We start from the raw sequence: 21,727 nt of genomic DNA on the forward strand, positions 1-21,727 counted from the left end.
AGCGGGTCGGAGTTCTCATGGCGTACGCGTGCGAGCGGCAGCAGCACGGTGTCCGGGGCGGACGAGCCCCACGGCCGGGCGAGCGTGGCCACCAGGCGGCCGTTGCAGAGCAGTCGCGAGCTGCGGGAGCGCTCGCGCCGCAACTCCCAGCGGCGCTGGGCGGATTCGACGGCCACGTAGCAGTGCGCCTTCCGCCCCGACCGGTGGACGATGACATTGGCCGGAGCCCCGCCGATGGTCAGGGCCAGGCCGCGGCTCGGATCGCGCCGGTCCGCCGACAGGCCGAACGGCGCCCGCAGCCGCACCACCGGCGCGTGCGGGGCCCATACGTCCGCGCGCACCGAGCGCCTGTCCACCGCGACCGTGACCGGCCCACAAGGGCCCTCGGCGGACCGCCGGGCCATCCACAGCGGCACCCCCTCGGCGTGGGCGCGCGCCACCCACTCCGCCACCCGCTCCGGCCCGCCGCTGTGCCGTACGGCCATCTCGCCCAGCGCGTGGGCGAATTCGGCGGCGCGGTGGACCCGCACGGGGTGCGAGGACCCGGTGATCCGGGCGACCGGAACGATCCCGGGGCCGTCGGCCAGCGCCGCCAGCGGGCGCTCATGGCCTCCGCCGCCGAGCCAGCTGCCACGCAGATACGCGTCGGCCATGGCCGGCATGTTGAGCTCGGCGAGCGGAATCCGCCGTCGGCGAATCCGCAGCGCCTCCTCGGTCAACTCGACCGTCTTCGCCAGTGGATTGAGTGATGTCTCCGCGTAAACAGCCGCGAAACGCGCCATGACTTCCCCCGTCGGCCGTGCTGCCCCGTTGTCGTGCGAGCGACCCCGCCCGCGCAGGTCGCCGCCGTTATGCCAGGGTGGCACGGGCCACTGACAGCGGGGAGGCCGGGGGCGGGGCGCGTATCGACCGGCGCGCCGCGCGCTGGGGCGCGCCGGTCCCCGGCCGATGCGGCTCCGCGCGCCGGTACGGGGCGCGCGCCGCGGGCTCACATGTCTCACGGGCCAGGGGCACGGACCAGGATCACGGGCCTGGGTCACGGGCCTGGGTCACGGGCCAGGATTACGGATCGGTGGCCTCGGGCTCGTCGTACGGTTCCGCGAGGCGCTCGCCGATGTCCTGTTGCCAGGCGACTGCCCACGCCCGCAGCTCGGCGATCTCGTCCTCCGTCAGGCCGTACGCCAGGAACTCGCCGTCCCCGACCCACTCCAGGGCCTCCAGCCGGTCGTGCAGATCGCTCAGGTCGAAGTCCTCGTCGTGGCGGGCGCCGAGCAGCTCCAGCTCGGCCGGGGGCAGCGTCTGCCGGGCGGCGAACACATCGACGACATCGGCGGGGAGGCCGCGGTCCGCCAGCGCCCGTACCTTCGTCCCCATCAGATCCTCCAGCGCCAGGGCCGGGCCGAGCTCCGTGTGGACGGGCGGCCGCCACAGCACCTCCTTGTGGAGGGTGAGCCCGCAGGCGTCGCCGGTCATGCCGTCGGTCGCCGTCAGCCGGGCCACCAGCGGGCCCACGGCCTCCGTGGTGACGCGCCACCCCCGGGCCTCCAGGCCGGCCGAGAGATGCCCGGCGATCTCGCTCAGGGCGGCCGGGTCCTCCGTGGCCAGGTTCAGGTCCCGGCTCGGGCGCGCCAGGACGCCCAGGGCCCGTACGGCGTACCCACCGGTGAGGGCGAGGCCGTAGCGGTGCCCCAGGTCGATGGCGTCGGCGAGCAGCCGGCGATGAAGATCGGGCATCACAGCGCCAGTATCCAGCCCTGCCGGCGCCCCGCGGTGGTCGCGCCCGTACGGATGAACGGGGAAGTTTTTTCGCCGGACATGTCGAGAACGGTCCGCCCGTTCCGACGTCTCCTGTGAGAGGCGCCCGGCCCGGGCGCCCGGGATCGCCAGGGGTGACGACGATGAAGTACATGCTGCTGCTGTGGGGCAACCGGACGTCCTGGGACGCGCTCGGCGTCGGCGCGACGGACGGGCCCACCTGGCCGGAGAAGGACGCGCAGGCGGTGTTCGACTTCATGAACGGGATCAATCAGGAGCTCACCGACTCCGGGGAGCTGGTCGACGGGCAGGGGCTCGCCGACCCCACCCACACGAGGACCGTACGGGTGAAGGACGGCTCCGTCGTGGTCACGGACGGCCCCTTCTCGGAGGCCAAGGAGGTGCTGGCCGGCTACTACGTGGTCGAGTGCGAGAGCCTGGACCGCGCGACCGAGATCGCGGTACGCATTCAGCAGTGCCCGCTGCCCGAGGGCGTCGACGCCGACCCGGTGGAGGTGCGGCCGATCATGGAGGGCTGCTGAGGAGGTCGGGGTGGACCGCACGACCGAGGATCTGCTGCGCCGCCTCGCGCCGCAGGTCCTCGGCGCGCTCGTCCGCCGCTACGGGCACTTCGACACCGCCGAGGACGCCGTACAGGAGGCCCTGCTCGCCGCGTCCCTCCAGTGGCCGGAGAACGGCCTGCCCGACCACCCCCGCGGCTGGTTGATCACCGTGGCCGCCCGCCGGATGACCGATCTGCTCCGGGCCGAGCAGGCGCGCCGCCGGCGGGAGGAGGTGGCCGCCTCGCTCATCCCGCGCGACGAGCTGCTGGCGCCCTCCCCGGGCGAGCGGCCACGGTCCGCCGAGGACGACGACACGCTGACGCTGCTCTTCCTCTGCTGCCATCCGGCGTTGTCCCCGGCGTCCCAGACGGCGCTGACCCTGCGCGCCGTCGGCGGCCTGACCACCGCGGAGATCGCCCGCGCCTATCTGGTGCCCGAGGCGACCATGGCGCAGCGCATCAGCCGCGCCAAACAGCGGGTCAGGGCCTCCGGCGTTCCGTTCCGGCTGCCCCCGGAGCCCGAGCGGGCCGAGCGCCTCGCGACCGTACTGCGCGTGCTCTACCTGATATTCAACGAGGGCTACACCGCCACCTCCGGCACCAGCCTCGTCCGCGCGGACCTGGCGGGCGAGGCCATCCGGCTCACCCGTGCCGTCCACCGGCTGCTGCCCGACGACGGCGAGGTGGCAGGACTGCTCGCGCTCATGCTGCTCGACGACGCGCGGCGCGCGGCCCGGAGCCGCCCGGACGGCACCCTGGTCCCCCTCGCCGAGCAGGACCGCCGGCTCTGGGACCGGGCGGCCATCGCGGAGGGCACCGCGCTGATCACCGACGCGCTGGCCAGGACGCGCGTGGGCCCGTACCAGCTCCAGGCGGCCATCGCCGCCGTGCACGACGAGGCGGACCGCGCGGAGGACACCGACTGGCCGCAGATCCTCGCGCTGTACGAGCTGCTCGAACGCCTCGCGCCGGGGCCCGTGGTCACGCTCAACCGGGCGGTGGCGCTGGCCATGGTGGAGGGCCCCCGAGCCGGCCTGAAGCTGCTCGCCACCCTGGGCGACGACGACCGGCTGGCGGGCCACCACCGGCTGGAGGCGGTCCGTGCCCACCTCCTCGACATGGCCGGCGAGCGCGAAGCGGCCCGTGCGGCCTACCGGCTGGCCGCCAGCCGCACGCTGAGCGTTCCCGAGCGCCGCTACCTCAACGCCCGCGCGGCGCGGCTCTGACGCCCCTCGGAAAGGCCGCCGAAGGGCCCTCCAGCGCCGCCGGCGCCCCCGGCGGTCGCTCAGCGCCCCTCAGCGCCCCTCAGCGCCCCTCAGTGCCCCTCGACCTGTCACCGGGCCGTCGGACGGTCGTCCCGTCGGGCGGCCGTCCCGCCGGGGGCGGCCGGACCACCGGGCCGTCGGCTCGCCAAGCGGTCGGCCAGCCAGTCGGCGGTGTACGGCAGCCAGTCCGCGCGCGCGTTGCCGAGCAGATGGTCGCCGTGCGGAACGAGCAGATACTGGGCGTCGCGCGCCGCGCGGGCCAGCGGCTCGCCGGTGTGGACGCCCGGTGTGACGTCCTGTCCGCCGTCGACGACCAGCAGGGGGCAGGTGACGCGGTCGGCCACCGCGCGCAGATCGACCGCGTCGGCGAACGCGCGGGCGGCGGCAGTACTGTCGCTCCGCAGACCGAGGACGTCGGTGACGTACAGCGGCAGCTCGTCCCACTCCAGCCGATAGGGGCCGCTGATGACCGCGGCCGCCGTGACGCGCGGTTCGTGGGCCGCGGCCACGGTGGCGTAGAAGCCGCCCAGGCTGAGGCCGATCAGCGCCACGCTGGTGGCGTCGACGTCGGCGCGGGCCCCGAGCGCGTCGATCACCTCCGTGACGACCCGCTGGTAGTCCGCCCGGGGAGCGCTGCGGGGCGCGAGGACGCCCTGGCCGGGGCCGTCCATGGCGAACACCGCCACGCCCCGCCGCAGCAACGCCTCCGTGACGCCGTCGAATTCCTCCTTGCTCGAATTGAGCCCCGGCACCATGACGACCACGCCCGGCCGGCCCCCGACGGCCACATCCGGCCTGTCCTGGACGCGTGCGCCCCGCCGGTCCTCACCCCCGCCCTTCGGGTGGCGCAGCCAGCCGGCGAACAGGGCGCCCTCCAGCCGTACCGCGTGCGGGTCGAGGTGGGACAGGGCCCGCCGCATCGCGTCGTCGGCGTCGCCCGCGGCCCGCGCCAGGAGCGCGCGGTCGGGGTGCGGTACGAGCGTCGCGCAGTGGAACCAGCGGGCGGCGCGGCGGTACGCGTCCCCCGCGGAGAGACCGTGCCCACGCGCTTCGTGCTCCTCGGCGGCGGCGAGATGCGCCCGGCCGGCCGCGAGGAGCGCCTCGGGCCAGTCGTACAGCGAGTCCAGCCGCGCCGTGACGCGGTCGTACTCGAACAGGTCGAGCCCGGCGCCACTGACGCGCGACCGGTTGAGCGTCACGAACTCGTCGAGCACACCGGGGAGATCGAGGAAGGATGCCATGGGGTTTCGCTTTCGGGTGGGCGGAGGCTCCCAGCAGACCCCGGCCGGCCTCGGGCGGTCCAACAACCACCTCTCGCAGGGCGACAACCGGTGGTTGTCGCCCCAGGTCAGGGCCGCCGGGCGAGGCGCTCGGCGCATAGGATGAGGCACATGGACCTCGACCTCGCGCAGGTTCGCGCGTTCACCGCGGTGGCCGGGGCGCTGCACTTCGGCGCGGCGTCCGAGGAACTCGCGATCAGCCAGCAGGCACTGTCGAAGCGCATCGCCCGGCTGGAGGAGCGGCTCGGGGCGCGCCTGTTCGACCGCGGTGGCGGCCAGGGCGTGCGGCTCACCGCGGCCGGTGCGCGGTTCCTGGGCCCGGCCCGCCGGGCGCTGGCGGCCGGCGACGCCGCCGTGGCAGCGGTGCTCGGCGACCGGCAGCGCCTGCGGATGGACGTCTGGGGCCATCTGTACGCGCCGTTGCGCACCCTCGCGCGGGTTCTGGCGGAGGCCCCGCACCTCGACGTCGAGCCGGGCACCGGGCGCGACTTCCCCTCGGTGGCCGAGGCGCTGCGGCGCGGAGAGGTGAGCGCCGGGCTCGGCCGCGTGCCCACGGCTCATCGGCCGGGGGCCCCGTACGAGCCGCGCGATCGCGCAGCCACCGCGCCGGCCGCGGCGGGTCCGGCGGCTCCGGCGACCCCGGCTCCCGCGCTCGCGGAGCCCGCTCACCGTGTGGTCCGGCTCGAACCCGTCGACGCCGTCCTCAGCGCCGACCATCCCCTCGCCGACGCGCCGCACCTGCGCCCCGCCGATCTGCGGGGCAGTGTGCTGCGCTACCCGGCCGACGCGGGCCGTCTCGACTTCCTCACCCGCTTCGCCGACCATTTCGGCGTCGAACGCCATACAGCCGGCCCCAACCTCGGCCTGCTGCCCTTTCTGTCCGGTATCCGGGCCGACCCGACCGCCTTCTCCCTGTTCCCCGCGGACGCGGTGGCCGCGGGCCACCCGGGCGTGCGGTTCGTCCCCCTGGTCGCCCCCACGCCGCTGTACGCGTGGTCGCTGGTCTGGCCGGGCCCGCGCGCCCTCGCCCCGTACGGGCCCGGGCGCGGGCCCGAGACCGCTCCCGAGCCGGCCCCGCTGCGCGAGCTGTTGGACGCCTTCGCCCGTACTGCTCGCCGCAACCGCTGGCTGGAGTTCGACCCCACGCGCGACTGGCTGCCCGATCCGGGCGAGGCCGCTTCGACGCAGTTCTGAGCGAGGCGGCGCGCAGGGGCGCCCAGAGCCGCTCGGGGCCGTACGGAACCGTACCGGGCCGAACAACGGCCGGACACGGCCGCACCCGGCCACCGGGGGCGCCGGGTGGCGCCCCGGCGGGCCGGGTGCGGACGGGTTGGGCGTCGCGCCCCGCGCCGTTCGTGGCACAGGTGCCGCTTGTGGAGCTTGTGGCGCGGGGCGGGGCCGGACCGGGTCAGGCCCGGGTCAGGCCTTCTTCGTCTCCCAGAAGATCTTGTCGATCTCGGCGATGTGGTCCAGAAGCTTCTGGCCCGTCTGGGGGTCGTTGGACGCCTTGGCGGCGCTGGCGGCCTTCAGGGCGTCGTTGACCAGCTGGTGGAGCTGCGGGTACTTCTCGAAGTGCGGCGGCTTGAAGTAGTCGCTCCACAGCACGGAGATGTGGTGCTTGGCCAGCTCCGCGCGCTGCTCCTTGATGACGAGCGCCCGGGCGCGGAAGTCCGCGTCCTGGTTGGCCTGGTACTTCTCCTGGATCGCCTTGACCGACTCGGCCTCGATGCGGGCCTGGGCCGGGTCGTAGACACCGCACGGCAGGTCGCAGTGGGCGCTGACCGTCACCCTGGGGGCGAACAGGCGGGAAAGCATAGAGCTGTCCTTCCTCGTGATCGTCGCGTGATCGTCTTCTCAGGGGGGACATTACTCCGTGGGGGAGCGCTTTTCGCGAGTGCCCCGGGGGGCTTAGGACAAAAGTCCGGTGTCAGGCTGGGACTGGTGGTGGAATGGACCGGGAGGTGCCGCATGCCGCAGGGCGACCGGTGGCAGGGGTACGAGTACAGGTACGAGCACGGGCAGGGGCACGAGTACGAGCGGGAGTTCGGGCGCCGGCGCGTACACGCGAACGGGTGGGCGCCCGGGCGGGAGTTCGGGCAGGAACACGGGCAGGAATGCGAGCAGGGGTTCGGGCAGGTCTACGACCAGAGGACACAGGGGTACGACCAGGTGTACGAGCGCGCTCTGGAACGTGAGGCGGAGCGGGGCCAGGGGCGCCGCGCGGCGCTGCCCTTCGGGCTCGCCGAGGTCGTCGGGCCGTCGATGGTGCCGACACTGCTGCCGGGGGACCGGCTGGTCGTGCGGTACGGCGCCGTCGTGCGCCCCGGCGACGTCGTCGTGCTGCGCCATCCGATGCAGCAGGATCTGCTCATCGTCAAGCGCGCGGTGGAGCGGCGCGAGGGCGGCTGGTGGGTGCTGGGGGACAACCCCTTCGCCGAGAGCGACAGCCGCGAGTTCGGCACGGTCCCGGAGGAGCTGGTGCTGGCCCGCGCCTGGGCGCGGCTGCGCCCGCCGCCGGGCGCCGGGGCTCAGCGCTCGGTCTCGGCCGCGCTCTCCTGGGCGGTGTCGGCCGTCCGGCCGATCCGCCCGGCCCCCGCCGCCGCGGATGCCGCCGCCTCGGCCTCGGAGGCCGCCGCGGCCGCCGAGCGGTCGGTCTCCAGGCGCTTGCGGGCGCGGTAGGCGGCCACATTGGCGCGGGTGGCGCAGCGGTCGGAGCAGTAGCGCCGGGAGCGGTTCGTCGAGGTGTCGAGATAGGCGTTGCGGCACGGCGCCGCCTGGCACAGCCCCAGCCGGTCGACCCCGAGCTCGGTGAGGTGGAAGGCGAGGCCCATGGACGCGGTCGCCGCGTAGCCGGCGGTCGCGCTCGCCGCGTGGTCGGCGATGTGCATGTGCCACTTGGGGCGGCCGTCCGCGTCCCGGAACTCGTGCCCGGAGATCTGCGGGCTCACCGGGAACTCCATCATCAGCGCGTTCAGCAGGTCCACCGCCCGCACCTCGTCGCCCTCGTCCGCCGCCTCGAAGACCGCCCGCAGCCGGGCGCGCACCGAGCGCAGCCGGGTCACATCGGCGTCGGTGGCCCGCCGGGCCGACTGCACGGCCGGCCCGAAGAGCTCCCGTACCGCCTCCACCGAGGTCAGCGAGTCCTTGCCACGGGTGGGTTCCTCGCTGTTGACCAGACGGACGGCATAGTCCGAGTAGTAGGCCAGTTCCACTTGTAGTCCTTACGGGCGGAGTCGGGGGCGGGTGGCGTTCGGCGTAACGGTCGGTTCTCGTTCGAGAGTATTACGTTGCGCGACGGATCGGGACGGTGCCGACGGTGGCGCGGTGACCGGCAGTATCGCCGACCGGCTTCCGCGGCCGTCCCCCGGGCCCGCCGTAACCGGCCACCCGGCCGGTTTCACCGGCAGCCGCCCCCGCCGCCCGGCCCCCGGCGCCCACCGCGCCGCCGTCCACCGCGCCCGAGCGCGACACGGCGCCCGGCGGCGCGCACGACGAGCGGGCGAACGGTTCGTACGGCGACTCCGGTGCCGAGGGCGGCGAACCCGGCGGCTCGGACACGGCGCCCGGTGCGCCCGGCGGCTCGGGCGCGGCCCCCGCGCACTACGGCCGCCCCGAGCTGCCCACCGCCTACACCGCGCCCCGCACCCCCCTGGAGGAGGCGCTGGCCGGCGTGTGGCAGGACGTGATGGGGGTCTCCCCGGTGGGCGCCCACGACAACTTCTTCGACCTGGGCGGGCACTCGCTGCTCGCCGCGCAGGTGGTCACCCGGCTCCAGGCCATGCTGCCCGTCACCCTGACGGTCACCGATCTGCTCTCCGAGGCCCAGACCGTGGCCGGGATGGCCGCGGCGGTCGAGCGGCGGCTGCACGAGAAGCTCGCCGGCATGTCGGACGACGCGGCTGCCCGGCTCCTTTCGGAATAGCGGAGGTTCCAGCTCAGATGGTCTCATCCGGCCCCCTCGCCGACGGCGCACCGGACCTGTCCGCGAGCCCGCTGTCCGCGACCAAGCGACAGCTCCTGGAGAAATGGCTGTCCGGCACGGCGGCCGGTACGGGGGCGGCCCCGGCCGGCATCCCGCGCCGGGCCGCCGCCGACGGCTCGGCCGAGCTCTCCTTCGCCCAGGAGCGGCTGTGGTTCCTCGACCGGCTCGACCCGGACAGCTCCCATCTGCACATGGTGGAGGCGATCCGGCTCGGCGGCCCCCTCGACCGGGACGCGCTCCGCCGCGCCCTGGCGGAGGTGCTGCGCCGCCACGAGGCGCTGCGCACGGTCTTCCGGGTGCACGGCGGCGAGCCCCGGCAGTACGTGCTCGACGAGTTGCCGCTGCCCCTGACCGTGGACGAGGGCCCGGCGGCGGGCGCCGGGGGCGAGGACGAGAAGGACGGGGACAGCGAGCTGGTGGCGCGGCTGCGGGCCGAGTCCCAGCGGCCGTTCGACCTCGCCCGGGGGCCGCTGGTGCGGTTCCTGCTGCGCCCGCTGGGCCCCGACGACCACGTCCTGATGGTGACGATGCATCACATCGTCGGCGACGGCATCTCCGTGGGCATCCTGTTCCGCGAGCTGTTCGCGCTGTACGAGGCGTACGCCGCCGGCCGCCCGACCGCGGTGGGCCTCGCGGACCTCCCCGTCCAGTACGCGGACTTCGCCGAGTGGCAGCGCGGGCTGCTGCGCGGCGAGGAGCTGCGCACCCGGCTCGACTACTGGCGCGAGGCGCTGCGCGAGCCGCTGCCCGGCATGGCGGGGCTGGTGGACCGGCAGCGGCAGGGCCCGCCGAGCCTGCGCGCGATCAGCCACTCCTTCGCCCTCTCCGCCGAGGTGTCGGCCGGGCTGCGGGCGCTCGCCCGCCGGCACGAGGCCACCCTCTTCATGGCCCTGCTGGCCGGCTTCCAGACGCTCGTCCTCCGGCGCACCGGGCACCCCGACGTGGTGACGGGCTCGGTGGTGCACGGCCGGGACCGGCCCGAGACCGAGCACCTCATCGGCTTCTTCGCCAACACGCTGGCGCTGCGCACCGATCTGTCCGGCGAGCCCTCCTTCGCCGAGGTGCTGCGGCGGGTGCGGCGGACCTGTCTCGGCGCCTACGCGCACCGGGACACGCCCATCGAGATCCTCGCCGCCGAGCTGCGGCCGGGGCGCAACAGCGGCCACAACCCGCTGTTCCAGGCCGCGGTGGTGGGCGAGAGCCCGGCCGGGGCCGCCCGCACGGCCGGGCTGGAGGTGCGCCCCTTCGACTTCGGCCTGGACACCTCCGAGTTCGACCTCGTCCTGCACTACTGGGAGACGGACGGCCGCGTCGAGGGCGGCCTGCGCGGCAGCGCGGACCTCTTCCGGCCGGAGACGGTCGCCGGCCTCGCCCAGGACCTGGCGGACCTGTTCGCCGCGGTGATCGACGATCCCCTCGGCCCGGTGACGGCGCTGTGCCCCGCGAAGCGACGCGAGGGCCGCGAGCCCGGCGCGGGCGCGGGCGGTACGGGGTCGGACGCTGACGGTACGGGTCCGGGCGCGGGCGGTGCGCGGGATTCCGGCGCGGAGGCGGCTGGCCCGGGCGGCGCCCCCGCGCAGGGCGCGGGCAGTGAGGACGCGCCCGGCCCGGGCGGCGGGCCCGCGACCGCCCTCCCCACCGCCGAAGCCCCCGACGCGGGCGGGTCCGACACGGGCGGGTCCCGCGCGCTCACCCCCACCGAGCAGCACGTGGCCGACGTCTGGCGCGAGGTGCTCGGGCTGCGCGAGGTCGATGTCGACGAGGACTTCTTCGAGGTGGGCGGCCACTCGCTGCGCGCCGTGCGCGTCCTGCTGCGGCTGCGCGAGCGCCTCGGCGTGGACCTGCCGGTGCAGGCCTTCTTCGAGGCGCCCACCGTGAGCGCCCTTGCCGAGCTGTTCGACCGTGCCCGGGGCGGCTGGCCGGAGGGCACCGACGCCGACGGCGCCCACCCCGGCGCCCCCGAGGGCGCCCGTACCGGCGGGGCGTCGGACCGCACCACGGCCACCCCAGCCGCCCCAGCCGCCCCGGACGGCGACCCGCGGGAGGCCGACCGGCTGCGCGCCGACGCCGTACTCGACCCGGAGATCTCCGGCCGGGACAGCGCGCCCCTGGACCTCGCGCGCGTCACCTCCCCCCGGCACGTCCTGCTCACCGGCGCCACCGGCCTGCTCGGCGCCCATGTGCTCGCCCAGCTCCTCGCCCGGACCAAGGCACGGGTGCACTGCCTGGTGGAGGCCGCCGATCCCGCCGAGGCCGACCGGGCGCTCGCGGACGCGCTGAGCCGCTACCGGCTCCGGGCGGACGTGCCGATGGACCGGGTCACCGTCCTCCCCGGCAGCCTGCGCGAGCCGCTGCTCGGCCTCGGCCCGATCGCCTTCGCCCGGCTCGCCGGCACCCTGGACGCGATCCACCACACCGGGTGCGAGGCCCATCTCGCCCTGCCCTACGAGCGGTTGCGGGCGCCCAACGTGGGTGGCACCACCGAGGTGCTGCGGCTCGCGGCCCGCCAGCGGCTCACGCCCGTGCACTACGTCTCCTCGCCCGGTGTCCTCTTCCACCGCGACGCCGAGCCCGGCACGCTCCGGGAGAACGGGCGGGTGCCGGCGGACGCCGTGCTGCCGTCCGGCTATGTGCGCAGCCGCTGGGTGGCCGAGGAGCTGGTCAGGGCCGCCCGGGAGGCCGGCGTCCCGGTCACCGTGCACCGGCCGGGGCGGCTCGCGGGCAGCTCCGCGACCGGCGTCGGCGACCCCGACTCCGCCTTCTGGCGGTTCCTCGCGGCCTGTGTCGACCTGGGCGCGGTGCCCGACTTCGGCCCGGAGGCCGACTTCGACCTGGTGCCGGTCGACTACGTGGCGAGCGCCGTGGTCGATCTGTCGCTCCGCCCGCAGGCGCTGGACGGCACCTTCCACCTGGCGCACCCGACGCGCACCCGTTTCGGCGCGGTCGTCGACCACCTGCGGGCCCTGGGGTACGACCTGGCCGTGGTCGACCGGGAGGAGTGGGCGCGGCGGGTGACCGCCGATGTGCTGAGCGCCGACGCCGACACCGACGCGTACCCGGGCGCCGGCCCGAGCCCGACCGCGTACCCCAGCTCCGGCAACGGCGCCAACTCCGGCGCCGGCTCCGGCGGAAACACCGCCTCCGTGGCCGCGCTGGCCGGCGCCTCCCACGGCATGCCCGGCTTCGGCAGCCTGCGGATGGACGTCTCCGGCGCCCTCGCCGCGCTCGCCGGCTCGTCCGTCGTCTGCCCGCCGGTCGACGGGCCGCTGCTCGACCGCTATCTGGGCCACCTCATCGGCTCCGGGCTCCTCGCACCGCCGCCCGGCCACCGCCACCCCCGATCGGAGAACCGCCCATGAGCGCCGCCGACACCCTGCCCCCGGGCCCGAGCCTGCCGTTGATGCCGCTCGCCGCGTCGAGCGGCCCGCCGCTGCGCCACCGGGTGGCCCTGGACGCCGCCCGCTGGCGCCGGGTCGTCGACCGCGCGGCCGCCTCCGGCGTCGACCCGGCGGCGGTGCTCCGCACCGCCTTCACCGAGGTGCTCGGGCTGTGGTCCCGCCACCCGCGGTTCACCATCCGGCTCCGCTCCGCCGGGTCGCCGGACGCGCCCCGGGAGCTGGCCGTGGACACCACCCCGGACGGCTCCTTCCTGGAGCGGGCCCTGCGCGACGCGGCGCGCCCGGGCGCGGGCGCGGGCGACGCGCAGCACGGCGGACCGGACGGCGGGCGGACCGACGGCGCGCCCGCCTGCGAGGTGGAGTTCGTCGACGCCCTCGCCGAGCGACCCGCCGGCCCCGACGCCGCCACCTCCCCGGCGGACGTCGGCGGCGAGCCGGCCGTGCTGTCCCTGCGCGTCCACCCGGAGGGCCCCGACGGCCCGGACGGCTCCGACGCCCCCGGCCTCGCCGCCCGCTGGGACGCCCGGCCCGCGGCGTTCCCCGAGGGCCTGCTGGCCGACATGGCCGCGGCCTGGCTCGATCTGCTCGTCGCCCTGGCCGAGAACCCGGCGGCCTGGACGGCGCCCGGCTCCCCCGTGCGGCTGCCCCTCGAACAGGCCCGGGTGCGGGCCGCGGTCAACGACACCGCCGCGCCGGAGCCCGAGGGGCTGCTGCAGGAGGCGGTGGCGCGGGCCGCCGAGCGCCACCCCGACCGGGCCGCGGTCGTCGCCGGCGGCCGCCGGCTGACCTACCGCGAGCTGATGAGCCGCGCCCGGCGGATCGGGCGGCGGCTGCGCGAGCTGGGCGCGCTGCCCGACACCCTCGTGGCGGTCTGCATGGAGAAGGGCTGGGAGCAGCCGGTCGGCGTGCTCGGCGTCCTGGAGTCGGGCGCGGCCTGGGTCCCGCTGGACCCGGCGCTGCCGGCCGAGCGCCGCGCGTACGTGCTGCGGACGGCCGGCGCCCGGGTGGTGCTGACCCAGCGCTCGGTGGCCGGGCGCTGGGAGTGGCCGGCCGATGTGACCGTGCTGGCCGTGGACGACGACGCCGCCTGGAGCGGGGTCGACGACGCCCCGCTGGCCCCGGCGCAGGGCCCGGACGACCTGGCGTACGTCATGTTCACCTCCGGCTCCACGGGTGTGCCCAAGGGGGCGATGAACCACCACCGGGGCGTGCTCAACTCCGTGGTGGACGTCGACCGGCGCTACGGGGTGTCCTTCGAGGACCGCTTCTTCGGTGTGTCCGCGATGAGCTTCGACCTGTCGGTGCTGGACCTGTTCGGCGCCCTGTGCGCGGGGGCGGCGCTGGTGCTGCCGGACCCGGGCACCGAGCGCGACCCCGGCCACTGGCTGGAGCTGGTGCGCCGCGAGGGCGTGACCGTCTGGGTGGGCGCGCCGGCCGTGTTCGAGCTGTTCTGCGAGCAGGTGGAGCAGGACGACGAGCCGTGGGCCGGGTCGCTGCGGCTGCTGATCCTGGGGGGCGACTGGGTGCCGCTCTCGCTCCCCGGGCGGGCCGCGGACATCTCGCCGGGGGTGCGGTTCGTCGCGCTCGGCGGCAACACCGAGGCCGCGATCCTCAGCGGGGTGCACGAGGTGGACCGCGTCGAGCCGGGCTGGACGAGCGTCCCGTACGGCAAGCCGCTCGCCAACCAGACCCTGCACGTGCTGGACGCCTCGCTGCGCGCCCGCCCGGTGTGGGTGCCCGGTGACCTGTACATCGGCGGTACGGGGGTCGGCCGCGGCTACTGGCGCGATCCGGAGCGCACGGCGGCGGCCTTCCTGCCGCACCCGGAGACCGGGGAGCCGCTGTACCGCACCGGGGACCGCGCCCGCTGTCTGCCGGACGGGAGCATCGAGTTCCTGGGCCGGGAGGACCACCAGGTCAAGGTGGGCGGCCACCGCATCGAGCTGGGCGAGATCGAGACGGCGCTGCGCTCCCACCCGGCCGTGGACACGGCGGTGGCGGTGGCGCTGCCGCGCCAGGACGGGGAGCCCGGCAACCAGGCGCTGGCCGGCTATGTGAGCCCGGTCGTCGGCACCTGGCCCACCGACGAGGAGCTCCGGGCCCATCTGGCGGACCGGCTGCCCTCGTACATGGTGCCGGCGCACCTGGTCACGCTGGAGTCGCTGCCGCTGACGGCCAACGGCAAGGTGGACCGGCGGGCGCTGCCCCGGCCCGGCGGGCAGACGGCGGCCGGGGACGGCCACACCCCGCCGCGCACCGCCCTGGAGCGGCGGATCGCCGATCTGTGGGCGGAGGTGCTGGGCGCCGAGCGGGTGGGCGTGCACGACAGCTTCTTCGAGCTGGGCGGGAACTCGCTGCTGGGCATCCGGGTGATGAACCGGCTGCGCGACCAGCTGCGGCTGGAGCTGGATCTGCACGGCATCTTCGCGGCGAGGACGGTGGCCGAGCTGGCGCTGGCGATCGACCGGCAGCGCGCCGAGGGCGGCGGCGCCGACGCGGCGTTCAGCTCGCTGCCGGCCGTGGCGGCCGACCCGGGGCGGGCGCACGAGCCGTTCCCGCTGACCGAGCAGCAGCAGGCATACGTCATGGGCCGCACCGGGTCGTTCTCCTCCGGCAACGTCTCGGCCCATCTGTATCTGGAGTACGAGGGCGAGGGGCTGGACGTCGAGCGGTTCCGGCGGGCGTGGCAGCGCGTGGTGGACCGCCACCCCATGCTGCGCGCCGTGGTGCTGCCCGGGACGATGGAGCAGCGGGTGCTGCCGGACGCGCCGCCGTACGCGATGGAGGTCGTCGATCTGCGCGGGGCCTCCGAGGAGGCGGTGCGGGCCGGGCTGGACGCGATCCGCGACCGCCACTCGCACGAGGTCCGGCCGGTGGACTCGTGGCCGCTGTGGGCTGTCGTGGTGGCGGTGCTGGACGGCTCCCGGGCCCGGGTGTGCTTCAGCGTGGACGCGCTCTGCGCCGACCTCGCCAGCCTGCGGGTGATGTTCGCGGATCTCTCCCGCGCCTACGCCGACCCGGACGCGGAGCTCGCGCCGCCGGCCATGACGTACCGGGACTACGTGCTGACCACGCGGGACCTGAGCGACACCGAGCAGTACCGGCGCTCGGTGGCGTACTGGGAGCGGCGGCTGCCGGGCCTGCCGCCGGCGCCGCGGCTGCCGATGGCGCGCAATCCGGAGTCGGTGACCGAGCCGCGGTTCGTCCGCCGCTCGCTGCGGATGGACGCCGAGCGGTGGCGGCGGCTGTCCGCGCTCGCCGGCGCCCACGGGCTGACCCCCGCGGGGCTGCTGCTCGCGGCCTACGCCGAGGCGCTGACACCGTGGAGCCAGAGCCCGCACTTCACCCTCAACGTCACCAATCTCAACCGGCTCCCGGTGCACCCGGAGGCGGCCGGCACGGTCGGGGAGTTCGCCTCCTTCTCCCTGGTGGAGGTGGACGGCGGCCGGGCCGACAGCTTCGCGGTGCGGGCCCGCGGCATCCAGGAGCAGCTGTGGAACGACCTCAGCCATTCCTATGTGAGCGGGGTCCATCTGCTGCGGGAGCTGATGCGGCTGCGCGGCGGGTTCGACGGCGCGCTGATGCCGGTCGTCTTCACCAGCGCCGTGCCCGTGGCGGGCGGCACGAGCACCCTGCTCGACGGGCTGCTGCGGCACAGCTACGGCATCACCCAGACGCCCCAGGTGTGGATGGACCTGCTCAGCGAGGAGCAGGACGGCGATCTGGTGGTCAACTGGGACGTGGCCGAGGCCCTGTTCGCCCCCGAGCTGGTGGACGACGTGTTCGCCGGTCTGCGGACGCTGCTGACGCGGCTGGCGGACGAGGAGGGCGCCTGGGAGCTGGCGGAGCCGCTGCCGCCGGCGGCCCGGCCGGCCGGGGACGGCGCGGACGTCGGCGACGGTGGCCGGCGCCCGATACCGGAGCGGTCGGCGCAGGACTTCTTCCTGGAGCGGGTCGCCGAGGACCCCGGCCGGACCGCGGTGATCACCACCGGGCGTACGCTCACCTACGGCGAGTTGCACGAGGAGGCCCGTGCGGTGGCGCGCTGGCTGCGCGCCGGCGGCGCCCGGCCGGACCGGCCGGTCGCCATCGTGATGGAGAAGGGCTGGGAACAGGTCGTCGCCGCCCACGGCGTGCTGCTGTCGGGGGCGCCCTATCTGCCGCTCGACCCCGAGCTGCCGGTGGAGCGGATCGTACGGCTGCTGCGGCGGTGCGAGGTCGAGCTGCTGCTCGGCCAGCGGCGCGTGCTGGACCGGCTGGGCGAGGTGCCGGGGGTGCGGGCGCTGGCGCTGGACGAGGGGCCGGTCCCCGGCGCGGGCGCCCCGCTGCCCGGCTCCGGCGGGAGTGCCGCCGTGCCGGCCGAGCCGATCGAGCCCGTGGCCGGGCCGTCCGACCTGGCCTACGTCCTGTTCACCTCCGGCTCCTCCGGGGAGCCCAAGGGCGTGATGATCGAGCACCGCTCGCTCGTCAACTGCCTGCGGGAGACGATCGAGACCTTCGGCATCGGCCCCGGGGACCGCGCCCTGGCCCTGACCGCGCTCCACCACGACATGTCCGTGTTCGACCTGTTCGGTGTGCTGGGCGCCGGCGGCACGCTCGTCGTGCCGGACGCCGCCGGCCGGCGGGAGGCCGCCCACTGGGCCCGTCTGATGGCGGACCACGGGGTGAGCGTCTGGAACTCCGTGCCGGCGATGATGGAGATGCTGCTCGAACACCTCGGCGAGGACAACGGCCCGCTGTCCTCGCTGCGCACCGCCTTCCTCGGCGGCGACTGGCTGCCGCTGCCGGCCGTCCGCCGGCTGACCGAGGACGCCGGCGTGGAGGTGGTCAGTGTCGGCGGCCCCACCGAGACCACGCTGTGGAACATCTGGCACCGCGTCGGGGCGGTCGACCCGGCGTGGCGCAGCGTCCCGTACGGCAGGCCGATCGCCAACACCCGCTACCACATCCTCGACGAGCGGCTGCGGGACCGCCCCACCTGGGCGACCGGGGAGATGTACGTCTCCGGCGCCGGCCTGGCCCGCGGCTACTGGGGGGACCCGGAGCGCACGGCCGCGGCGTTCATCACCCACCCCCGTACCGGGGAGCGGATCTATCGCACCGGGGACCTCGGCCGGTTCCTGCCCGACGGCACCATCGAGTTCGTGGGCCGTGCGGACTTCCAGCTGAAGGTGCACGGGCAGCGCATCGAACCGGGCGAGGTGGAGGCGGCGCTCGTCGCCCACCCGGCGGTGGCGTCCGCCGTGGTGACCGGGCAGCGGCGGGCCGGGCGCGCCGGTCTGCGCGGGCTGGTCGGTCATGTCGTGCCGACCGCCGAGGGCCTGTCGGTGCCGGCCGGGGAGCTGCGCGGCCGGCTGCGGGAGCATCTGCGCGGGCTGCTGCCGGAGCACATGGTGCCGGGCTCGTTCGTCGTCCTGGACGCCCTGCCGCTGAACGCCAACGGCAAGGTCGACCGGCTGGCGCTGCCGGCGCCGCGCGCCGAGTCCGGTGACGGGGCCGGCGCGGGGGCGGGCGGGCCGGCCGCGCCGCGCTCCGCGGTGGAGGAGGTCTGCGCCGAGGTCTGGGCGGAGGTCCTGGACGTGCCCGGGGTGGGGGCGCACGACAACTTCTTCGACCTCGGGGGCGATTCGGTGCTGGCCACGCGCATCGTCACCCGGCTGCGCGAGATCTTCGAGTCCGAGAGGATCACCCTGCGGACGATGTTCCTGTCGCCGACGGTCGCGGAGCTGGCCGAGGCGATGGTGGCGGCGGAGCCCGCCCCGGGCCGTACGGAGGCGGTGGCCGGCATCCATCTGCGGATCTCCCGGATGTCGCCGGAGGAGGTCGAGCGGGAGCTCTCGGCCCGCCGGGCGGTCGCGAACGGGGCGGTCGCGAACGGGGGTGCGGGGGCGTGAGCGCGCCGGTGGACGCGACGGTGGCCGGGACGGTGGCCGGGGCGGCGCTCGGAGCGGCGGCCGGGTCGCCGGGCGCCGCGGACGTCGTGGTGCCGATCCACGAGCGGGTCGCGCGCCAGGCCGCCCTGACCCCCGACGCCGAGGCGGTGATCAGGGGCCGGGAGCGGCTCGGTTATCGCGAACTGGACGAGGCGGCGGAGGAGTTGGCGGGCCATCTGCGCCGCCTCGGGGCCGCGCCGGAGACGCTGGTCGGCATCTGTCTGGGCCGCTCGCCCTGGATGGTGGTGGCGATGCTCGCGGTGCTCAAGGCGGGGGCCGCGTACGTGCCGCTGGACCCCGCGTTCCCGGCGGAGCGCATGGAGTTCATGCTGCGCGACTCCGGTGCGGCGCTGATCGTCACCGAGGAGGCGTGGCGCGGGAAGTTCGAGCACGGCTCGGCGAGGGTGGTGTCGCTGGACCGGGACTGGGCGGAGATCGCCGGGGCGGGTCCGGGGCCCGGGGCGGAGACCGGAGCGGGGTCCGCGACCGAGCCCGGGGCGGAAGCCGGGTCCGGGACCGGGGCGGAACCCGGCACCGTCCCCGGGGCGCGGCTCGCCTATGTGCTCTACACCTCCGGCTCCACCGGCCGCCCCAAGGGCGTGGCCGTGGAGCACCGCAGCGCCGCGGCGTTCCTCGACTGGGCGCTCACCCGGTTCACCCCCCGGGAGCTGCGCCACACCCTCTGCTCGACGTCGATCTGCTTCGACCTCTCGGTCTTCGAGCTGTTCGCGCCACTGAGCCGCGGTGGCACGGTGGTGCTGGTGGACACGGTCCTCCATCTGCCCACCGTGGCCGGGCGCGTCCCGGTCACCCTGGTCAACACGGTGCCGAGCCTGCTGCTGGAGCTCCTGGCCGACGAGCCGCTGCCGGCCTCCGTGATCACGGTCAATCTGGCCGGCGAGGCGCTGCCGGCGGCCCTCGGGCAGGCGCTGTACGCGACGGGGACGGTGGAGCGGGTCCACAACCTCTACGGCCCCTCGGAGGACACCACCTACTCCACCTGGAGCCTGCTCGGCCGGGACGGCGCCAAGCCGCTCATCGGACGGCCCGTCACCGGCACCCGGGCCCATGTGCTCGACGCGGCCGGCCGCCCGGTGCCGGACGGCGACCCCGGGGAGCTGTACCTGGGCGGTACGGGGCTGGCGCGCGGCTATCTCCACCGGCCGGCGCTGACGGCGGAGCGGTTCGTGCCGGACCCGTTCTCCGGTGAGCCGGGGGCCCGGCTCTACCGCACGGGCGATCTGGTGCGGCGGCTGCCCGGGGGCGAACTCGACTTCCTCGGGCGGGCCGATCAGCAGGTGAAGGTGCGGGGGCTGCGGATCGAGCCGGGCGAGATCGAGCAGGCGCTGCTGGAGCGGCCGGGGGTGCGGCGGGCGGCGGTGACCGCCCGCGGCGGCTCGGCCGACTCCGCCGGGCTGGTCGCCTATGTGGTCGGCGAGGGGCCGCTCGACCCGGCGGACCTGCGCCGCGGGCTGCGCGACCGCCTCCCGGAATACATGATTCCGAAGACCTTTGTGCAGCTGGAGTCCCTGCCGCTGACCGTCACCGGGAAAATCGATTTCAACGCCCTGCCCGCGCCGCCCGCATAAAAGCCGCCATGGTCTTTCACGAAAACGCCCCCAATGCCACGGAAAACCGTCGTACCGACCCGCCGTACGGCCAAAAGTTGCGTGCTACACTCACGCCACCATGCCCGGTAAGGCAACCCTTACTCGACAATGGCGACTCTCCATCCGGAATTAGTTCGGAAATGATTTTCACTGCACCGGGCATGGGGCTGGGCGAGGTCGCCGCGTCACCACCGGAGAGACATTCGTGAGCGCCACGGATACCACGGATACCCCGCCGAGCCGCCAGGCCCGCATCGTTCTGATAATCACGGTCGTCGCCTCGGCGCTGTTGGTTATCGATATCACTATCGTTTCCGTCGCGTTACCCTCGATCCAGGCGGATCTCGGCGGTTCGCTGGCCGCACTGCAATGGATCATCATCGGCTACACCGTCACCTTCGGCGCCTTCCAGCAGGCGGCCGGGTCGCTGTCGGACCGGCTGGGCCGGCGCAGCATGTTCATGAGCGGCATCGCGCTGTTCACCCTGTCCTCGCTGGCCTGCGGCATGGCCGGGGACGCCCTCACCCTCGACATCGCCCGATGCGTCCAGGGCCTCGGCGCGGCGCTCGTCCTCGCCAACGCGATGCCCATGATCGCCCAGGTCTACGAGGGCCAGCAGCGCAACATGGCGATCGCCGTCTGGGGCACGACGCTGGGCGCCTGCGGCGCCGTCGCGCCGGTCATCGGCGGTCTGCTGGTCGACCTCGCGGAGTGGCGCTACCTCTTCCTGATCAATGTGCCCATCGGCGTCGTGGCGCTCGTGCTGTGCCGGACGAGGCTGCCGGCGGACGCCGGGCGCAGCTCGCTGGCGGGCATCGACTGGACCGGCGCCGCGCTGCTCGTCCTCACCCTCGGCCTGGTCAACTTCGCGCTCACCCGGGGCGAGGACCAGGGGTGGGGCGCCCCCGCCACCCTCGTCCAACTGGGCGTGGCGCTGGTGCTGTTCCTGGCCTTCCTGGCGCTGGAGCGGCGGGTCGCGGCCCCCACGCTGGACCTCTCGCTGTTCCGGGTCCCCACGTTCGTGGCGGCCACGCTGATCGCCTTCTTCTCGCGCTTCGGCACGGTGGGCAGCTCGGTCTACTACATCCTCTACTTCCAGAGCTCCCGGGGCATCAGCCCGCTGGGCACCGGTCTGCTGATGATGGCGATCTTCGCCCCGCAGCTGGGCATGGGCCTGGTCGCCGGCAAGCTCCAGGCGAAGTACTCGCCCTCGCACATCATCGGCGCCGGCTTCGGCGTCCTCGCCCTCGGCGGGCTCCTGATGGCCTGGGCCTTCGACCCGGGGATCACCGTCTGGGCGGCCCTGCCCGGCCTCCTGCTGTGGGGCGTGGGCGGCGGGCTCGCCGGCAGCCCCTCCATGTCGCTGGCCGTGAACGTCGTGCCCAAGGAGCGGGCCGGCATGGCCTCCGGCGCGATCAACAGCCTCTTCATGTTCGGCGCCGGCCTCGGCGCCGCGCTGTTCGGTGTCGTGTTCAGGAGCCGGATCTCCGACGAGACCGCCGGCGAGGCGGCCCTGGGCGCCGGCGACCGCGCGGCCGTGGTCTCGGCGGCCGCGCAGGGCGACATCTCCCGGGCGCTGACGCACGCCCCCGAGGGCGCCGCCGACCAGGTGCGGCGCACGCTCGAGTCGGCGATCGCCGCCGGCGCCTCGACGGTGATGCTGTGCGCCGCGGTCGTCGCGGTGGTCACCGCGGGCGTCGCCCTGACCCTGGTCCGCAAGAAGGACCTGCTGACCGGGGCGCCCGAGGCGCAGAAGGTCGGCGCCCGGGCGGAGGGCGACCCGGCGTGATCCGGCCCGACCCGGCCTGACCCGGCCTGACCCGGTCGCCGCGGCCCGGCCGGGGGCTTGTACGGATCGTGTTCCGGGGAGCAGCCGTTCCCCGGGCCGCGGCGGCGTCCCGTACCCCGCCCGTACGCCGTACCCCGCCCGTGTCCCGTACGG

General features: G+C 75.3%; 13 protein-coding genes and 4 pseudogenes. 12 read left to right on the forward strand and 5 right to left on the reverse strand.

Translation table 11 applies throughout. The features are described from left to right. A partial coding sequence (locus ACSNOD_RS13450; protein ID WP_436767127.1) for a hypothetical protein occupies positions 1-782 on the reverse strand: 782 nt, incomplete at its 3' end. Between the two features lie 280 nt (positions 783-1,062). Continuing rightward, on the reverse strand, positions 1,063-1,734 hold the full coding sequence (locus ACSNOD_RS13455) for a nucleotidyl transferase AbiEii/AbiGii toxin family protein (protein ID WP_436767128.1): 672 nt from the start codon (positions 1,732-1,734) through the stop codon (positions 1,063-1,065). A gap of 164 nt (positions 1,735-1,898) precedes the next feature. Here ACSNOD_RS13455 and ACSNOD_RS13460 point away from each other — a divergent pair, with 164 nt between their 5' ends. Both ACSNOD_RS13460 and ACSNOD_RS13465 read left to right on the forward strand, forming a co-directional pair. After that, positions 1,899-2,297: a YciI family protein gene (locus ACSNOD_RS13460; protein WP_436767138.1), complete on the forward strand. Its 399-nt coding sequence runs from the start codon at positions 1,899-1,901 to the stop codon at positions 2,295-2,297. A gap of 10 nt (positions 2,298-2,307) precedes the next feature. Then, complete coding sequence (locus tag ACSNOD_RS13465) at positions 2,308-3,543, forward strand: RNA polymerase sigma factor (protein ID WP_436767129.1); 1,236 nt, start codon at positions 2,308-2,310, stop codon at positions 3,541-3,543. A gap of 107 nt (positions 3,544-3,650) precedes the next feature. Here the strand turns inward: ACSNOD_RS13465 and ACSNOD_RS13470 are convergent, their stop codons facing one another. Next, entirely contained in the window at positions 3,651-4,823 is a 1,173-nt protein-coding gene (locus tag ACSNOD_RS13470) for an alpha/beta hydrolase family protein (protein WP_436767130.1), read from the reverse strand. 150 nt (positions 4,824-4,973) lie between these two features. Between ACSNOD_RS13470 and ACSNOD_RS13475 the strand changes: the two genes are divergently transcribed. Next, positions 4,974-6,056, forward strand: a complete 1,083-nt coding sequence (locus ACSNOD_RS13475) for a LysR family transcriptional regulator (RefSeq protein WP_436767131.1) — start codon at positions 4,974-4,976, stop codon at positions 6,054-6,056. A 225-nt stretch (positions 6,057-6,281) separates the two neighbouring features. Here ACSNOD_RS13475 and sodN read toward each other — a convergent pair whose 3' ends face one another. After that, on the reverse strand, positions 6,282-6,677 hold the full coding sequence (sodN, locus tag ACSNOD_RS13480) for a superoxide dismutase, Ni (RefSeq protein ID WP_436767132.1): 396 nt from the start codon (positions 6,675-6,677) through the stop codon (positions 6,282-6,284). A 447-nt stretch (positions 6,678-7,124) separates the two neighbouring features. Here sodN and ACSNOD_RS13485 point away from each other — a divergent pair. Next, positions 7,125-7,295: pseudogene (locus tag ACSNOD_RS13485) on the forward strand (S24 family peptidase); the annotation flags it as partial. 95 nt (positions 7,296-7,390) lie between these two features. Here the strand turns inward: ACSNOD_RS13485 and ACSNOD_RS13490 are convergent. Then, on the reverse strand, positions 7,391-8,074 hold the full coding sequence (locus tag ACSNOD_RS13490; RefSeq protein WP_436767133.1) for a CGNR zinc finger domain-containing protein: 684 nt from the start codon (positions 8,072-8,074) through the stop codon (positions 7,391-7,393). Between the two features lie 458 nt (positions 8,075-8,532). Between ACSNOD_RS13490 and ACSNOD_RS13495 the strand changes: the two genes are divergently transcribed. The 8 genes and pseudogenes from ACSNOD_RS13495 (at position 8,533) to ACSNOD_RS13530 (ending at position 21,574) form a co-directional block, all read left to right on the forward strand. After that, on the forward strand, positions 8,533-8,784 hold the full coding sequence (locus ACSNOD_RS13495; RefSeq protein WP_436767134.1) for a phosphopantetheine-binding protein: 252 nt from the start codon (positions 8,533-8,535) through the stop codon (positions 8,782-8,784). 17 nt (positions 8,785-8,801) lie between these two features. Further along, positions 8,802-12,203, forward strand: coding sequence for a thioester reductase domain-containing protein (locus tag ACSNOD_RS13500; protein WP_436767135.1), 3,402 nt, complete (start codon positions 8,802-8,804; stop codon positions 12,201-12,203). Positions 12,204-12,802: 599 nt separating this feature from the next. Continuing rightward, positions 12,803-16,039, forward strand: a pseudogene (locus ACSNOD_RS13505) (non-ribosomal peptide synthetase); the annotation flags it as partial. Positions 16,040-16,249: 210 nt separating this feature from the next. Next, positions 16,250-17,431, forward strand: a pseudogene (locus tag ACSNOD_RS13510) (amino acid adenylation domain-containing protein); the annotation flags it as partial. 21 nt (positions 17,432-17,452) lie between these two features. Then, positions 17,453-17,677, forward strand: a pseudogene (locus tag ACSNOD_RS13515) (AMP-binding enzyme); the annotation flags it as partial. Positions 17,678-17,779: 102 nt separating this feature from the next. Next, positions 17,780-18,136: a phosphopantetheine-binding protein gene (locus ACSNOD_RS13520; protein WP_436767139.1), complete on the forward strand. Its 357-nt coding sequence runs from the start codon at positions 17,780-17,782 to the stop codon at positions 18,134-18,136. After that, positions 18,133-19,764 (forward strand): amino acid adenylation domain-containing protein, encoded by a 1,632-nt coding sequence (locus ACSNOD_RS13525; protein ID WP_436767136.1) that lies wholly within the window; start codon positions 18,133-18,135, stop codon positions 19,762-19,764. The genes ACSNOD_RS13520 and ACSNOD_RS13525 overlap by 4 nt, the downstream gene beginning before the upstream one ends. A gap of 226 nt (positions 19,765-19,990) precedes the next feature. Then, the gene (locus ACSNOD_RS13530) at positions 19,991-21,574 is read left to right on the forward strand and encodes an MFS transporter (protein WP_436767137.1); all 1,584 of its coding nucleotides are present in this window, start codon (positions 19,991-19,993) and stop codon (positions 21,572-21,574) included. The last annotated feature ends 153 nt before the right edge of the window (positions 21,575-21,727 follow it).

The organism is Streptomyces sp. URMC 123, assembly GCF_051386515.1.
Lineage (GTDB): Bacteria > Actinomycetota > Actinomycetes > Streptomycetales > Streptomycetaceae > Streptomyces.

Bases quoted from the DNA above. Each gene is read 5' to 3' on its own strand.
- ACSNOD_RS13460 (WP_436767138.1), top strand. From the start codon at position 1,899: ATGAAGTACATGCTGCTGCTGTGGGGCAACCGGACGTCCTGGGACGCG.
- ACSNOD_RS13475 (WP_436767131.1), top strand. From the start codon at position 4,974: ATGGACCTCGACCTCGCGCAGGTTCGCGCGTTCACCGCGGTGGCCGGG.
- ACSNOD_RS13470 (WP_436767130.1), bottom strand. From the start codon at position 4,823: ATGGCATCCTTCCTCGATCTCCCCGGTGTGCTCGACGAGTTCGTGACG.
- ACSNOD_RS13455 (WP_436767128.1), bottom strand. From the start codon at position 1,734: ATGCCCGATCTTCATCGCCGGCTGCTCGCCGACGCCATCGACCTGGGG.
- ACSNOD_RS13500 (WP_436767135.1), top strand. From the start codon at position 8,802: ATGGTCTCATCCGGCCCCCTCGCCGACGGCGCACCGGACCTGTCCGCG.
- sodN (WP_436767132.1), bottom strand. From the start codon at position 6,677: ATGCTTTCCCGCCTGTTCGCCCCCAGGGTGACGGTCAGCGCCCACTGC.